Annotated in this window: 11 protein-coding genes; 8 read left to right on the top strand and 3 right to left on the bottom strand. The window is 59.5% G+C overall.

From position 1 onward, the window contains the following. Positions 1–205 precede the first annotated feature (205 nt). Positions 206–1534 (bottom strand): sigma-54-dependent Fis family transcriptional regulator, encoded by a 1329-nt coding sequence (locus tag IIA05_03895; protein MCH9026246.1) that lies wholly within the window; start codon positions 1532–1534, stop codon positions 206–208. After that, the gene (locus tag IIA05_03890) at positions 1531–3207 is read right to left on the bottom strand and encodes an ATPase (GenBank protein ID MCH9026245.1); all 1677 of its coding nucleotides are present in this window, start codon (positions 3205–3207) and stop codon (positions 1531–1533) included. Before IIA05_03890 ends, IIA05_03895 begins: the two co-directional genes overlap by 4 nt. Positions 3208–3338: 131 nt before the next feature. Here IIA05_03890 and sucC point away from each other — a divergent pair, with 131 nt between their 5' ends. Genes sucC through IIA05_03875 form a run of 3 tightly spaced genes read left to right on the top strand, consistent with a single transcriptional unit; the run spans position 3339 to position 7097 of the window. Beyond that, positions 3339–4499 (top strand): ADP-forming succinate--CoA ligase subunit beta, encoded by a 1161-nt coding sequence (gene sucC, locus IIA05_03885; GenBank protein MCH9026244.1) that lies wholly within the window; start codon positions 3339–3341, stop codon positions 4497–4499. A 24-nt stretch (positions 4500–4523) separates the two neighbouring features. Continuing rightward, positions 4524–5396, top strand: a complete 873-nt coding sequence (sucD, locus tag IIA05_03880) for a succinate--CoA ligase subunit alpha (GenBank protein MCH9026243.1) — start codon at positions 4524–4526, stop codon at positions 5394–5396. Positions 5397–5438: 42 nt separating this feature from the next. Further along, entirely contained in the window at positions 5439–7097 is a 1659-nt protein-coding gene (locus tag IIA05_03875; protein ID MCH9026242.1) for an NAD+ synthase, read from the top strand. On the opposite strand, the gene IIA05_03870 is transcribed toward IIA05_03875, so the two are convergent. Next, positions 7094–7876, bottom strand: a complete 783-nt coding sequence (locus IIA05_03870) for an outer membrane protein assembly factor BamD (protein ID MCH9026241.1) — start codon at positions 7874–7876, stop codon at positions 7094–7096. The two genes, IIA05_03875 and IIA05_03870, sit on opposite strands and share 4 nt — an antisense overlap. A gap of 108 nt (positions 7877–7984) precedes the next feature. On the opposite strand from IIA05_03870, the gene rluD reads away from it, so the two are divergent. The 5 genes from rluD to IIA05_03845 all read left to right on the top strand — a co-directional run bounded on the left by rluD (position 7985) and on the right by IIA05_03845 (position 14391). Beyond that, complete coding sequence (gene rluD / locus IIA05_03865; protein MCH9026240.1) at positions 7985–8926, top strand: 23S rRNA pseudouridine(1911/1915/1917) synthase RluD; 942 nt, start codon at positions 7985–7987, stop codon at positions 8924–8926. Positions 8927–8931: 5 nt separating this feature from the next. After that, positions 8932–9657: a peptidoglycan editing factor PgeF gene (pgeF, locus tag IIA05_03860; GenBank protein ID MCH9026239.1), complete on the top strand. Its 726-nt coding sequence runs from the start codon at positions 8932–8934 to the stop codon at positions 9655–9657. Between the two features lie 88 nt (positions 9658–9745). After that, positions 9746–10525 carry a ZIP family metal transporter gene (locus IIA05_03855; protein ID MCH9026238.1) on the top strand — a complete coding sequence of 260 codons (780 nt, stop codon included), beginning with the start codon at positions 9746–9748 and terminating at the stop codon, positions 10523–10525. Between the two features lie 116 nt (positions 10526–10641). Beyond that, positions 10642–13209 carry an ATP-dependent chaperone ClpB gene (gene clpB / locus IIA05_03850; protein ID MCH9026237.1) on the top strand — a complete coding sequence of 856 codons (2568 nt, stop codon included), beginning with the start codon at positions 10642–10644 and terminating at the stop codon, positions 13207–13209. A gap of 60 nt (positions 13210–13269) precedes the next feature. Next, complete coding sequence (locus IIA05_03845) at positions 13270–14391, top strand: D-2-hydroxyacid dehydrogenase (GenBank protein ID MCH9026236.1); 1122 nt, start codon at positions 13270–13272, stop codon at positions 14389–14391. The last annotated feature ends 261 nt before the right edge of the window (positions 14392–14652 follow it).

The following is a 14652-nucleotide window of genomic DNA, read 5'->3' as shown; positions in this document are numbered from 1 at the left end:
CCCGTGCCAAAAAACTCTATTTTTCATTAAGCAACTGATTTAAAAAGAAAAAAAGAATTATTTGGCCAGAAACAGGCGTAGAGGGCTGGGCTAGCTGTCCCAATCGGTGGCCGCCGCGCGTCAGAAGCTGACAAATTCTGTCACCCGGTCGGTTTTTGCAGACGGTGATTCTGTCAAATAGCAGGTGGTTCGCCGGCTGTTTTTGCTATTCGATTTTCAGCTTCTTGATCCGGTAGCGCAGTGCCCGGAAACTGATGCCGAGCAGTTTTGCGGCCTGGGTCTTGTTGTAACGGGTTTGTTCCAGCGCTGTCACGATCGCCTCGCGCTCGATGCCCTCGAGCTGACTGCCAAGCTTGCTGCTATCGGATACTTTGGCCGGCTTCGCGCTGCCGGGTTCAAGCTGCAGATCTGCCGCGCCGATGATGTTGCCGCTGTTCAGGGTCAGCGCTCTTTCCAGCAGATTTTCCAGCTCACGCACGTTGCCTGGGAACGGATGCGCCAACAAGGCCGACTCGGCATCGGGATCGAGCGCCGGTACCGGCAAGCCCATCTGCTCCGATAGCCGCGCCAGGATAAAACCGGCCAGCTGCAGAATATCGCCGTCACGCTCTCTCAGCGGCGGGACATGCAGCTCGATGACATGGATGCGGTAAAAAAGATCTTCCCGGAATTCCCCCGTCGCCACCAGTTCCGCCAGGTTGCGGTGGGTTGAACTGAGCACGCGCACATCCACCGGCACTTCGCGTTCGCTGCCAACCGGGCGCACGGATTTTTCCTGGATCACCCGCAGCAGTTTGACCTGCATGTGCAGCGGCAACTCCGCCACTTCGTCGAGAAACAGCGTGCCGCCTTCCGCGCTTTGGAAAAGGCCGGGTTTGTCGGCAACCGCGCCGGTAAACGAACCTTTCTTGTGCCCGAAGAACTCGCTCTCCATCAACTCGCTCGGTATGGCGCCGCAATTGACCGGCACGAACGGACCGTCACGCCGCGGCCCGGAATCGTGGATCATGACCGCGACCAATTCCTTGCCGGTCCCCGACTCGCCGCATATATGGACCGGCGCCTGGCTGCGGGCGACCTTGGCAACCAGGTCGCGGACGCGCTGCATGGCCGTGGAATCGCCGATCAGGGTGGTGTCGGGGTCTTCATCGCCCGCCGTTCGGTCGTTGCGCAGGCGCAGCGCTGTTTTGACCATTTTGCGCAGGCCATCGAGATCCAGCGGCTTCGATACGAAATCGAATGCGCCCGCCTTGAGCGCCCTGACCGCGGTCTCGACATTGCCGTGCGCCGTGATTACCGCCACCGGTGTATTCGGCGTTTGTTCCTGCATCCATTCGACCAGGTCCAGGCCGCTGCCGTCGGGTAATTTCATGTCGGTAAAACACAGATCGAAGGATTTTTTCAGCAACAATGCCCGCGCTTCGGCCAGGTCGGCCGCGGTCCGGGTCTGGATATCCATCTGTTGCAAAGTCAGGCTCAGCAATTCGCGGATATCGGGTTCGTCGTCGATGACCAGCGCGGTTGGCTGATTCATGCGTTATTCTCCCAGCGTTGCGGATCGGAAAAAGTAATTCTGAAGATACTGCCGCCATCGGGTCGCGGCTGGTAGATCAGTGTAGCCCGGTTGCATTCGCAAAGTTCACGGCAAATAAACAAACCGAGGCCGGTGCCGCCTTGTTCGCCGGTAAAAAACGGTTCGAAGATACGCTCGGCATCGGCTTCTGATATGCCTTTTCCCCGGTCGCCGACTTCCAGGTATGGACGTTCGGAGCCGCGCAAGCGGCCGATCTTCAGGTCGATCGACCCATCGTCGGGACAGGCGTACTTGATTGCGTTTTCGCACAGGTTCCACAGCACCTGGTGCAAATGGCCGGGATCGATCTGCACTTCGGGGGCCGGGCCGGCGCTGGCAACCCGGAGCCGGCTGCGATCCACCTGCTGGGTCTGGCTGAACTCATCGGCAAAATCGGCCACCCAGGGTTCGAGTTGCAACCGTTCCGGCGCCGTGGTATTGCGGCTGGACAATTGCAGTATGTTCTCGATGATCTGGCTGACTCGCTGTCCATTGGTATGGATGATATCGGTCAGCCGCCGCTCGGTGCTGGTCATGACCGCGGATTCCCTGAGCAACTGGGCCGCATGGCTCATCGCGCCAACCGGGTTACGGACTTCATGGGCGATGCTGGCGGTCAGCCGGCCCAGTGCAGCGAGTTTCGATTGCTGAACTTTTTCCGCCAGCATGCTGGTGTCTTCGAGGAAAACCAGCATCGCGTCGCCCCCGCTTTCCCGCAACGGCGCAAACTGGGGGTTGATCACGCGATCTCCATCGGCGGCAATAAACGAAGGCTGCGCCTGGCGGAATTCTTCCGGGTTCCGCCGCCAGGCTTTTAGCAACATGTACAGCCTCGGCGAGACTTCGGACAGGTGCCTGGCAGGCTGGCGGCGCGGTGAGCCCAGGATGCTGGCGGCTGAGGCATTCATCAACCGAACCTGGTTATCCTTGTCCACGACGACGATGCTTTCCCGCAAATGTTGGACGATGTATTGATTCAGTTCCGCGAGGTTCGCCAGGTCCACCCCGCGTTGTCTTGCCAATGCTTCCGTTTCCTGTATCCGGCGCGCAACCGGAGCCATCAACAACGCCATGGTCAGGATAATGCCGCTGAGTAGCCCCGCCGCGGTAAAGTCCTTGGCGATCGGCGGCGTATCCATGAGCAGCCACGCTTGGTCCCCGAGTATTGCCAGCACCGCCAAAGACCCGGCCAGCAGGGTCCTTTTCCTCGGCAGGACCAGCGCGCTGGCGCCGATGACAATGATCAGCAGGTTTGCCAGGCCAGAACTGATGCCGCCGCTGGCATGACTCAACGTCGTAATGACGGCTATATCCAACGCCACCGACCACGATATCTGGGTGATTCGCGATGGCCAGCGGCGCGCAACCGCAGCCATGTTGCTAACGCCAATTCCCAGGTACAAGCCGCAGATCGCAACGAACAGCGTCGGTTGCTGGGCGCCGAAAATCCTCGGTTGATCGGCGCTGGCAAAAAGCATCAACAGCAATATTGCGGCCAGGACCCGAAATACATTCAGTAGCTGCAGTATTCTCCAACTGAGGTCGTCGGCGGCCTGACGGGGCGCCTGGGTTGCCGGGGCAACTTTTGTCAGGGCCGGACGACTCACTTCGCCGGTGCTCGAGCTTGCCTGCATGGGTGCCTCATTCCGTGGCTGGCATTTTGCCGTGACCATTGTAGAAGCAAAGGCCGCCAGGCCCAAACAGCTTTGCACCGGCTGAGTATTTGCTCCACAATACGCGCCTTCTGAAATCCCGGGTCCGCCAGATGAATCTCCACGAATACCAGTCGAAGCGCTTGTTCAGGCAGTACGACATTCCCGTACCAAAAGGGCTGCCGGCGCACACGCCCGATGATGCAGCCAGCGCTGCCAGGGAGCTGGGCGGTAATGTCTGGGTGGTCAAGGCCCAGGTACACGCGGGTGGTCGTGGCAAGGCAGGAGGCGTCAGGTTGGTCACCAGCGTCGATGAAGTCAAAAAAGCCGCGCTGGAAATGTTGGGGAGCACCCTGGTCACCAAACAGACCGGACCCGAGGGGTTGCCAATTCACACGGTAATCGTGGAGGTGGGTTCCGAAATTGCGCGCGAACTTTATCTGAGCCTGCTGGTGGACCGTGCCAGCGAGCGCATCAGTTTTATGGTGTCCGCGGCGGGCGGCATGGATATCGAGGCAGTCGCAGCGGCGGAGCCGGGCAAGATTCAAACGCTGTCGGTCCACCCGGCGGCCGGTCTGCAGCCGTACCAGGCCCGCCAGATGGGATTCTCGCTGGGACTCGACAAGGAACAGGTCGCTCAGTTCACCAGGATAACGATGCAGTTGTACAAGTTATTTGTCGAACGCGACGCTTCGATGATCGAAATCAACCCGTTGATCGTGACCGCCGATGGCGATGTGGTCGCGCTGGACGCGAAAATCAATATCGAAGACAACGCGCTGTTTCGCCAGTCGCAGATGTTGGAATGGCGCGACCCGACGCAGGAAGACGAAAAGGAAAACGAGGCCAGTGCCCACGATCTCAATTATGTGTCCCTTGACGGCAATATCGCCTGCATGGTCAACGGCGCCGGATTGGCGATGGCGACGATGGACCTGATCAAACTGCACGGCGGCGACCCGGCGAATTTCCTGGATGTCGGTGGCGGCGCGACAGCCGAGCGCGTGGCTGAGGCGTTCAAGCTGATTTTGTCGAACGACCGGGTCAAGGCGATCCTGGTGAACATATTCGGTGGCATCGTTCGCTGCGACCTGATTGCCGAGGGAATTATTGCTGCGGTGAAAGAAGTGGGCGTCGAAGTGCCTGTGGTTGTGAGACTGGAGGGCACCAATGTAAACGAGGGCAGGGAACTGCTGGCCGGCAGCGGACTGGATATTATCGCCGCCGATGACTTGACCGATGCGGCGAAAAAAGTCGCGGCCGTCGTCGCCTGAGCAAACAGTAAACACCAGCCAGCAATGGGCATACTCGTTAATAAAGACAGCAAGGTCATTTGCCAGGGGTTTACCGGGCGCCAGGGCAGCTTTCATTCCCGTCAGAGCATCGAATACGGGACTAGCATGGTCGGTGGGGTAACGCCCGGCCGTGGCGGCGAGACTCACCTGGACCTGCCGGTTTTCGATACGGTACACCAGGCCGTTGCGGAAACAGGAGCTGAGGTCAGCATGATCTATGTGCCGGCGCCTTGTGCCGCCGATGCGATCCTGGAAGCTGCCGATGGCGGCATCAAGCTGGTGGTTTGCATCACCGAGGGCATTCCCGTCCTGGACATGGTGCGGGTCAAGGCCACGCTGAACGATTATGACTGCCGGCTGATCGGGCCAAATTGCCCGGGCATCATTACGCCGGGCGAGTGCAAGATAGGCATCATGCCGGGCTTTATTCATCAGCCGGGCAAGGTTGGCGTGGTGTCGCGATCCGGAACGCTGACCTACGAAGCGGTTTATCAGACCACCTGCAACGGGCTTGGCCAGACGACCTGCATCGGTATCGGCGGCGACCCGGTTCGGGGGATGAATTTCATCGACTGTCTCGAACTGTTTGAGGCGGACCCGGCGACCTTAGGTATTATCATGGTGGGTGAGATCGGTGGCACCGACGAAGAAGCCGCGGCCGCTTACATCAAACAACATGTCAGCAAGCCGGTGGTCGCTTACATTGCTGGTGTGACAGCGCCTCCAGACAAACGCATGGGTCATGCCGGGGCAATCATCTCCGGCGGGACCGGTACCGCGGAGGAAAAATTCAAGGCGCTGAATGCGGCTGGCGTTACCACGGTGCGTTCGCCTGCGGAGATGGGCAGCGCCATGTTGCAGCGACTGGGTGGCTGACAGACTTGCGCCGCTGTCTGCGGAAACAACAATCGGCGAGCAATGAATAAACCCTCCAACGATAAAGGTTCCGGGTCCAGGCAAATAACGATTGCGCTGGCGCAGATCAGCATGACCGTGGGCGATGTGCCGGGCAATACCCGGCGGGTCATCGAGACCGCCCACCGTGCTCGCGACCAGTTGCACGCACAGCTCGTGGTATTTCCCGAATGCACGCTGACCGGTTACCCGCCGGAGGACCTGCTGTTCCACAAGGGGCTGAGGCGACAGGTCGCCAACGGCCTGGCTAAGCTGGTGGCGGAACTGGCAGGCGTCCAGGTCCTGATCGGCTATCCCGAGTACACCGAAGACGGCATCTACAATTCGCTGACCCTGATCGGCGAAGGCAAGCAGAGCGTGAATTACCGGAAACGATATCTGCCCAATTTCGCGGTGTTCGATGAAGAACGCTATTTCCTGGCCGGGGACGAAGCAAAGATCATCGATATTGGCGGTATCAGGCTGGGTCTGGCGTTGTGCGAGGACATCTGGCACGACGGTACCGCCGAAGCTGCCCGTGATATCGGCGCTGAGGCCCTGATCATCACCAATGGCTCTCCGTACGAGATTCGCAGCCAGTCCAGGAGGCGGGCGTTGCTGGCGGAACGAAGCAGCGGCAGCGGGATTCCCATGATTTACCTGAACCTGGTCGGTGGCCAGGATGAACTGGTGTTTGACGGCGGTTCCATGGCCCTCGACGCAAAGGGCGAGACCGTGTTTCAGGCTCCCCAGTTTGAAGAAGGCGTCTATCCGCTGGAACTGCGCGCCAGAGCGGACGGGGTGGAAGTGGCGCCGGCGGAAATTTGCGCGGACCTGGGGCCAACCGAAAGCGCATACCGAGCCATCGTCCTGGGCGTTCGCGACTATGTGATTAACCACGGTTTCCCCGGCGTGGTCATCGGTCTTTCCGGTGGGATCGACTCGGCATTGACTCTTGCCATCGCCGTTGACGCGCTGGGTGCCGACCGGGTGCAGACAGTCATGATGCCATCGCGCTTCACCGCCGATATCAGCATCGAGGATGCCGCCGAACAGGCGCGAACGATGGAAGTTCAGTATGACGTATTGCCGATCGAGGATATTTTCGGCAGCGTCCTCGATACTCTCGGGCCATTGTTTGCGGGTTTGCCGGAGGATACGACCGAGGAAAACATCCAGGCTCGCAGCCGGGGCATCATCCTGATGGCGATATCGAACAAAACCGGGAAAATGCTCCTGACCACCGGCAACAAGAGCGAAATGGCGGTCGGCTATGCCACTTTGTACGGCGACATGGCCGGTGGGTTTGCGCCGATCAAGGATTGCTCAAAAACCCTGGTTTATGAACTGGCCAGATATCGCAATTCGCTGGGCCCGGTCATACCGGAGCGCGCGCTGACCCGCGAACCTTCTGCGGAACTGCGCGCAGGTCAGAAAGACAGCGACAATCTGCCGCCCTACGATATTCTCGATCCAATACTCGAGGCGCTGGTCGAGGAAAACCTGTCGGTGGACGAGATTTGCGAACGAGGTTTTGAGCGCGCCATAGTCGGCAAGGTGCTGGCAATGGTCCAGCGCAACGAATACAAGAGACGCCAGGCTCCGCCGGGTGTGCGCATCAGCAGCCGCGCTTTTGGACGCGACTGGCGTTATCCGATCACATCGGGGTACAAGGCCAGCTAGTCTGGGCTGGTGGTGCTCGACATCGCGCCGGACAACCGGCCGGAGTTCAGTTGCAAAACTTGGCGCGTCTGTTGCGCCATCTCGTGCAGGTCGAGCTTTTCGTAAGCATCGATCATCACGCCAAGCGCATCGGCTACCGACGTCGTGCCCTGGTATTCGACCATTACGTTCTGCGCACGTTTTAGCGCCGCGACATACGCACCGCGATCCATGTAGTAATTCGCAACGTGCAACTCGTATTTGGCCAGGTAGTTGCGCAGATAAATCATCCTTTGCCGGGCATTGGCCGTGTAAGGACTATCCGGAAAATTCGTCACCAAGTAATGAAAATTTTCGAAAGAAGTTCGTGCGGAGCTCGGCGGACGTTCGGTCGGGTCAACCTTGAACAACCGGAAAAACTTGTTGGTTTTCTTGGGGAAAAAGACCATGCCCTTGATGTAATTGGCGTAATCGACACGCGGGTGGGTCGGATTCTCCAGGATGAACTGATCGGCCGCGTCGACCGCCGCGTCGGGTTCGCGGTTCATGTAATAGCAAAAAATGATGTCGAGCTGGGCTTGTTTGGTTTGGTTAGAGAAAGGAAAACGGCCTTCCAGTCGCTCAAATCGCATGATTGCATTGCTGAAATTTCCGGTAATCATGCTTTGTCTTGCTTTTTCGTACAGCTTTATTGCGCCCAGGTTCGGGTCGACTTCCTGCGGGCTGCCGCCGCAGCCGCTCAGCGTTGCGGCCAGCAACAAGACGATCAACCAGCGAACTATGTTGTTCAAATCAGCCACATTTTTTCCTACGTGCTTAGCGGGGGCACGGAGTATACCGTAAACTGCGCGGGGTTCAGCCACGTCGGTCGGGATGCAGTGACAGGAAGCCGTGAACACAATCTGGTAATACCGTCGGATCAGGCAGGTTTTCGTTTAGACCAGGTCCTGGCCCGATTGTTTCCGCAGTTTTCGCGGAGCCGCATCAAGCAATGGATAGAAAGCGGCGATATTCTCCTGGATGGCAAGACGACCCGCCCGAGACAGAAGCTGACCGGTGGCGAGCAGGTGCTGATTCGCGAGTCTCTGGAGCCACGAACTGTCGATCGGCCACAGGACATCCGGCTGGAGATCGTGGATCAGGGCGATGATTTTCTGGTGATCAACAAGCCGGTCGGGCTGGTCGTGCACCCAGGCGCCGGCAACCCGGATGGCACCTTGGTCAATGCCTTGCTGAATTTTGACGCGCGGCTGGAAGCAATGCCGCGGGCGGGGATCGTCCACCGGCTGGACAAGGGTACCAGCGGCTTGCTGCTGGTTGCGCGCGATGCCGAAATCCAGCAACAGTTCAGCGATATGCTGGCGCTCCGGGAGATTACCCGTGAATATCAGGCGGTTTGCCTGGGTGTGCTGACCGCGGGCGGGACCGTGGATCAGCCGCTCGATCGCCACCCGAATGACCGCCGGAAGATGGCCGTTAGACCCGCAGGCCGGAATGCAGTCACCCATTATCGCGTGATCGAACGATTTCGCGGGCACAGCCATGTTCGGGTCAGCCTCGAAACCGGGCGCACCCACCAGATTCGTGTGCATTTCGCTTACCTGCGCCATCCCCTGATCGGCGATCCTGTCTATGGCGGCCGACTGGCCATACCGGCAGGCGCCAGTGCAGAACTCGCAGATATCCTGCGTAAATTCAGCCACCAGGCCCTGCACGCAGGTCGCCTGGCTTTATCCCACCCGCGCAGCGGGAAAGCGCTGGATTGGAGTGCTGAAATCCCCGGCGATTTAGCTGCATTGATCCAGGTACTGCGCAAGGACGCGGCCAACAAGGACGGAGCGCGAACGTGATCGGAATCGAGCTGATTATTCCGGACTGGCCGGCGCCAGGGAATATCCGTGCCTTCGCGACTACACGCATCGGCGGCGTCAGCCGGGGAGAATTTTCCAGCCTGAATCTGGCGGGCCACGTTGGTGACCGCGATGACAATGTCGCCGAAAACAGGAAGCGCTTGCGCGCCTTTGCCGGTTTGCCGGCAGAGCCTCGGTGGTTGCCACAGGCGCACGGTAACCGCGTTGTCGATCTTGCGTCAGAGTCAATGCCGGTTGCCGCCGATGCATCGGTTAGCAGCAGGCCAGGCCAGGTTTGTGCGATTCTGAGCGCCGATTGTCTGCCCATTTTGCTGTGTAGCGACGACGGCAAGCAGGTCGCCGCGGTACATGCTGGCTGGCAGGGCCTGGCCGGTGGCGTTATCGAAGCGGCATTGAAAAAAATGTCCCGCGACGGACCACAACTGCTCGCCTGGCTGGGGCCGGCGATCGGGCCGGCTGCCTACCAGGTCGGCGCGAAGGTCAGGCAGGCGTTTGTCGAGAAAAGCCAGGCCAGCGCGACTTCCTTCGCCGAGGACGATACCAGTCACTGGAAGATGGACCTGTATGGCCTGGCGCGCCATATCCTGGAAGCGCGGGGGGTTAGCGTGTTTGGCGGAACTTTTTGCACGTTCACCGATGTGCAGCGGTTTTTTTCTTACCGGCGCGAAGACCGCTGCGGGCGCCAGGCGTGCATGATCTGGCTGCAGTGACAACAAGATATGCGTTGTGCCTTGCCGGCCATACATCGTTACAATCAGCCGGTCCGTAATCAATAAAACTTTTGGGGGATTGGGTTAAATGCCGGTGCTGGCCTGGATAGTCTTTTTTACCTTCCTCGGCGGTGTGCTGAGCGCACTGGCGGCCAGCGTCCTGTTGATGTTTTCGAGTCGGCGGCGCACCGGCCTTTTACCTCACCTCGTGAGTTTCGCGACCGGCGCCTTGCTTGCAGCGGCATTACTCGGCCTGCTGCCCCATGCGCTGGATGGCGCCGGCGTCGACAGTTACCATCGAATCGGTGCGACCGTACTGACCGGTATCCTGGTATTTTTCCTGCTCGAAAAGCTGGTGCTTTGGCGTCACTGTCACCACGACGACTGCGAAGCGCACGGGCCCAGCGACCAGCACCGGGCGAGCGCATCCGGGGTGATGATCCTGGTCGGCGACGGGATTCATAATTTTCTCGATGGATTGTTGATTGCCGCCGCTTTTCTGACGGATATTCACCTCGGTGTCGTAACCTCAATTGCGGTGATCGCACATGAAATTCCGCAGGAAGTGGGCGATCTCGCGGTCCTGCTTAATGCCGGCTTGAAGAGAGGCAAGGCATTCACCCTGAATTTGCTGGCCAGCCTGACCTCGGTCCTCGGAGGCATCGCCGGCTGGGTTTTGCTCGATCAGGCCACGGAATTGTTGCCCTATGTCCTGGCCATCGCCACATCGAGTTTTCTGTATATCGCCGTTGCCGATCTGATCCCCGGCTTGCACCGCAATGTCGAAGTCAGGGCCAGCTTGCTGCAGGCATTGTTGATCGGTGTCGGCGTGTTTGTCGTCGCCACGACCCACCAGGTGGTCCATTAGGGCTCGCCGCCAATAACTTGATTTAGTTCGTCAGAACCCCCATTTAACAGGCAATCAGAGCCTGGCGCTGAGAGCTTTGCGCCAGGCCGCTTTTTGCCGGGGTATCCACTATGCGAATGGACAAATTAACCAGCAAGCTGCAGATTGCGCTGGCCGATGCCCAGTCACTGGCATTGGGTCGCGACAACCAGTTTATCGAACCGGTGCATCTGATGATCGCGTTGCTTAATCAGCAAGGCGGCAGCGTACGGCACCTGCTCACCAAGGCAGGCGCCAATGTCAACCTGCTGCGGTCTCAGTTGGGCGAGGCGGTCGACAGGCTGCCGCAGGTCGAAGGGACGCCCGGCGAGGTGCATATTTCCAATGAGCTGAATCGCTTGCTCAATGTCATGGACAAGCTCGCTCAGGACCGCGGCGACCAGTTTATTACCAGCGAGATGTTTGTCCTCGCGGCGCTGGGCGGGAAAAGCGGACTTGCCAAACTGCTGGGCGATTGCGGTGTGGTCAAGGGCGCCGTGGAAAAAGCGATCGACGATCTGCGCGGTGGTCAGACCATCAGTGACCCCAATGCAGAAGATACTCGTCAGGCGCTGCAAAAATACACCATCGATCTGACCGAACTGGCCGAACAAGGCAAGCTGGACCCGGTGATCGGCCGCGACGACGAAATTCGCCGCACCATCCAGGTATTGCAGCGACGGACCAAGAACAACCCGGTCCTGATCGGCGAACCCGGTGTCGGCAAGACCGCGATCGTCGAGGGCCTGGCCCAGCGCATCGTCAACGGCGAGATTCCCGAGAGCCTGCGTGACAAACGCCTGCTGTCGCTGGACATGGGCGCGCTGATCGCCGGTGCGAAATTTCGCGGAGAATTCGAAGAACGATTGAAAGCCGTTCTCAATGACCTGGCCAAACAGGAAGGCCGGATCATCTTGTTTATCGATGAGATGCACACGATGGTCGGCGCCGGCAAGGCGGAAGGATCGATGGATGCCGGCAATATGCTCAAGCCGGCGCTCGCGCGCGGCGAACTGCATTGCGTCGGCGCCACGACGCTGGACGAGTATCGCAAGCATGTCGAGAAAGACGCGGCGCTGGAACGGCGTTTCCAGAAAGTGCTGGTCGATGAGCCGAGCGTGGAAGATACCATTGCGATACTCAGGGGCCTGAAAGAGAAATACGAAGTACACCATGGCGTCGAGATTACCGACCCGGCTATCGTCGCCGCCGCGACGTTGTCGCACCGTTATATCAGCGACCGGCAGCTACCGGACAAGGCGATCGACCTGATCGACGAGGCCGCCTCTTTGATCCGCATGGAAATAGATTCCAAGCCCGAAGAACTGGATCGCAGGGAACGGTGGCTGATCCAGTTGAAAATTCAGCGCGAGGCACTGAAAAAGGAAACCGACAAAGCATCGAAAAAGCGGCTTGCAGACCTGGAAAAGGAGATCGCAGAGAAGGCAGTCGAGTATTCCGATCTGGAGGAAATCTGGAAGGCGGAGAAGGCGCTCGTGCAGGGCGCTTCGCACATCAAGGAAGAACTGGAACGCGCGCGCACGGAATTGGAAACAGCGCATCGTGCGCAGGACCTGGCGCGGGCATCCGAACTGCAGTACGGGCGGATCCCCCAACTCGAAGCCGAGCTCGAACAGGCGGCTGAAGCCGAGTCCCGGGAACTCCAGTTGTTGCGCAACAAGGTCACCGAAGACGAAGTGGCCGATGTCGTGTCCAAGTGGACCGGGATCCCGGTCAGCAAGATGCTGGAAGGAGAAAAAGACAAGCTGCTGCGGATGGAGGCGGAGATCGCCAGGCGGGTGGTCGGGCAGAAGGAAGCGGTGACCGCGGTGGCCGATGCGATCAGACGATCGCGCGCGGGGCTGTCAGACCCGAACCGGCCCAATGGTTCCTTCCTGTTTCTAGGGCCGACCGGCGTAGGCAAGACCGAACTCACCAAGGCGCTCGCTGCGTTCCTGTTCGATACCGAAGACGCCATGGTGCGCATCGACATGTCCGAGTTCATGGAAAAGCACTCGGTTGCCAGGCTGATCGGCGCGCCGCCAGGCTATGTCGGTTATGAAGAAGGCGGTTACCTGACCGAAGCGATCCGGCGCCGGCCGTATTCGGTGATCCTGCTGGACGAAATCGAAAAAGCGCATCCGGATGTCTTCAATATCCTGCTGCAGGTACTCGACGACGGCCGGCTGACCGATGGCCAGGGACGCACCGTCGATTTTCGCAACGCCGTGATCGTGATGACCTCCAATCTTGGTTCGCAGCGCATCCAGGAACTCAGCGGCGAGGCGAATTACGCGCAGATGAAAACCGAGGTGCTCGAAATCCTCGGCCAGCACTTCCGGCCGGAGTTCATCAACCGGGTGGACGATATCGTCGTGTTCCATCCGCTGTCGCGAGAGAATATTCGCGCCATCGTGGATATCCAGGTCGCTCACCTGGCCAAGAGGCTTCACGAGCGCGATATCGGTCTGCAGCTGAGCGATGCAGCCAGCGACCGGATCGCCGACGCCGGCTTCGACCCGGTTTACGGGGCCCGGCCGCTAAAGCGTGCGATCCAGCAGCAACTGGAAAATCCGCTCGCGCAGCGGATTCTCGCCGGAGATTTCGGTCCAGGTACCACGATCAAGGTCGATGCCGGCAAGGACGGATTAAGCTTCAGCAGTTGATACGCCGCTAAACTGAGCGGAGTGTGCTTAAATCCGGTTAGCCACTGGAGGTAGCCGTCCATGCATTTGAAACTCCCGGGCCTGCTGGCCATCCTGCTCGCCATTCATTGTGTATCCGCTGACGATGCGCACGCACAAAGCGCCGATGCCGCCGAACTGATTGCCAGCCTCGGACTGCGGGCAAGCAATACCGCGAGCCGCGACCTGCCCAACTGGCGGATGCCGGCAAAAATCGTCGTGCTGACCGACTCGCAGCAGCGCATCGACTGGCTGGCCGAGGCCGCACCCGGAGTCGAACTGGTTGCCGCGGCAAACCCTGATGCGATCATGCGGGAGATTGCCGATGCCCAGGTTTTCGTGGGTTTTTGTTTGCTGCCCGCGATCAAGGCCGGTATCGGGCTGACCTGGGTGCAGTCCATGTCCGCCGGCGTTGGCCGATGTGTCGCGGACAATACTTTGCAGGAGCGGGGCGTGCTGCTGACCAACGCGCGAAGCCTTTACGGGCCGGCCATGTCGGAACACACGATCGCCTTGTTGCTGGCGTTGAACCGGCGCCTTGACAGTTCCGCGATGCAGCGGGCGCAGTCGTGCTGGGGTTGCGGCCGGGACCGCTCCGACCCGAGCCGCTGGGAGCTGCCGGGCCGGACCATGCTGGTGGTCGGGCTGGGCGGCATCGGCACCGCGGTGGCGAGGAAAGCCCACGCTTTGGGTATGCGCGTGATCGCGACCCGCAACAGCCGTCGCGAAGGACCGGAGTTTGTCGAGTATGTCGGGCTGGCCGATGAACTGATGGGGCTGGTACCCAAAGCCGATGCGATCGTCAATGTGACGCCGCTGACGCCGGCGACGACCGGTCTGTTCGATGCCGCATTTTTCAAGGCGATGAAACCGACCGCCTATTTCATCAATATCGGCCGCGGCCGCAGCGTGGTGACCGACGACCTGGTCGCGGCGATCAAAAATGGCGAACTGGCGGGCGCCGGGCTCGATGTGACCGACCCCGAGCCGCTGCCCTCGGATCATGAATTGTGGACCCTGCCGAGGGTCATTATCACGCCGCACGTATCGGCGAGTTCCGACAAGTCTTCCGACCGCCGCTGGATCCTGGTCAAGGAAAACCTGCGCCGCTACATCGCCGGCGAACCGATGTTGTCGGTGGTTGACCTGGAGAGGGGGTACTGATCATTTGCGAAGACAAGCCAAAATCCCACTTTCAAACCGATGGAGACGCTCTGAGATTAAGGTGCAGGAGGGCCTTCAGGCCCGATGCGACCAGTAGCCATTCCAACGTATAATGGGTCTGAAGTGGTATGGATAAGGAGCGAACAGTATGTCCAAAGACCGCAGCCCGAATAAAGAAGGCAAGAAGCAACCGACGATGACGCCTAAAGAAAGGAAGGCAGCGAAGAGGGCCAAGAAAGAGGCTATGAAGTCTCAGCTCCG

Source organism: Pseudomonadota bacterium (assembly GCA_022572885.1).
GTDB lineage: Bacteria > Pseudomonadota > Gammaproteobacteria > Steroidobacterales > MnTg04 > MnTg04.
Note: the sequence above shows the minus strand (reverse complement) of the source record. Positions and strands in the feature narration are given on the sequence as shown.

Excerpts from the sequence above, each read along its gene's own strand:
- sucD (MCH9026243.1), top strand. The coding sequence starts at position 4,524 with ATGGGCATACTCGTTAATAAAGACAGCAAGGTCATTTGCCAGGGGTTT.
- IIA05_03875 (MCH9026242.1), top strand. The coding sequence starts at position 5,439 with ATGAATAAACCCTCCAACGATAAAGGTTCCGGGTCCAGGCAAATAACG.
- IIA05_03855 (MCH9026238.1), top strand. The coding sequence starts at position 9,746 with ATGCCGGTGCTGGCCTGGATAGTCTTTTTTACCTTCCTCGGCGGTGTG.
- clpB (MCH9026237.1), top strand. The coding sequence starts at position 10,642 with ATGGACAAATTAACCAGCAAGCTGCAGATTGCGCTGGCCGATGCCCAG.
- IIA05_03845 (MCH9026236.1), top strand. The coding sequence starts at position 13,270 with ATGCATTTGAAACTCCCGGGCCTGCTGGCCATCCTGCTCGCCATTCAT.
- IIA05_03895 (MCH9026246.1), bottom strand. The coding sequence starts at position 1,534 with ATGAATCAGCCAACCGCGCTGGTCATCGACGACGAACCCGATATCCGC.
- IIA05_03890 (MCH9026245.1), bottom strand. The coding sequence starts at position 3,207 with ATGCAGGCAAGCTCGAGCACCGGCGAAGTGAGTCGTCCGGCCCTGACA.
- sucC (MCH9026244.1), top strand. The coding sequence starts at position 3,339 with ATGAATCTCCACGAATACCAGTCGAAGCGCTTGTTCAGGCAGTACGAC.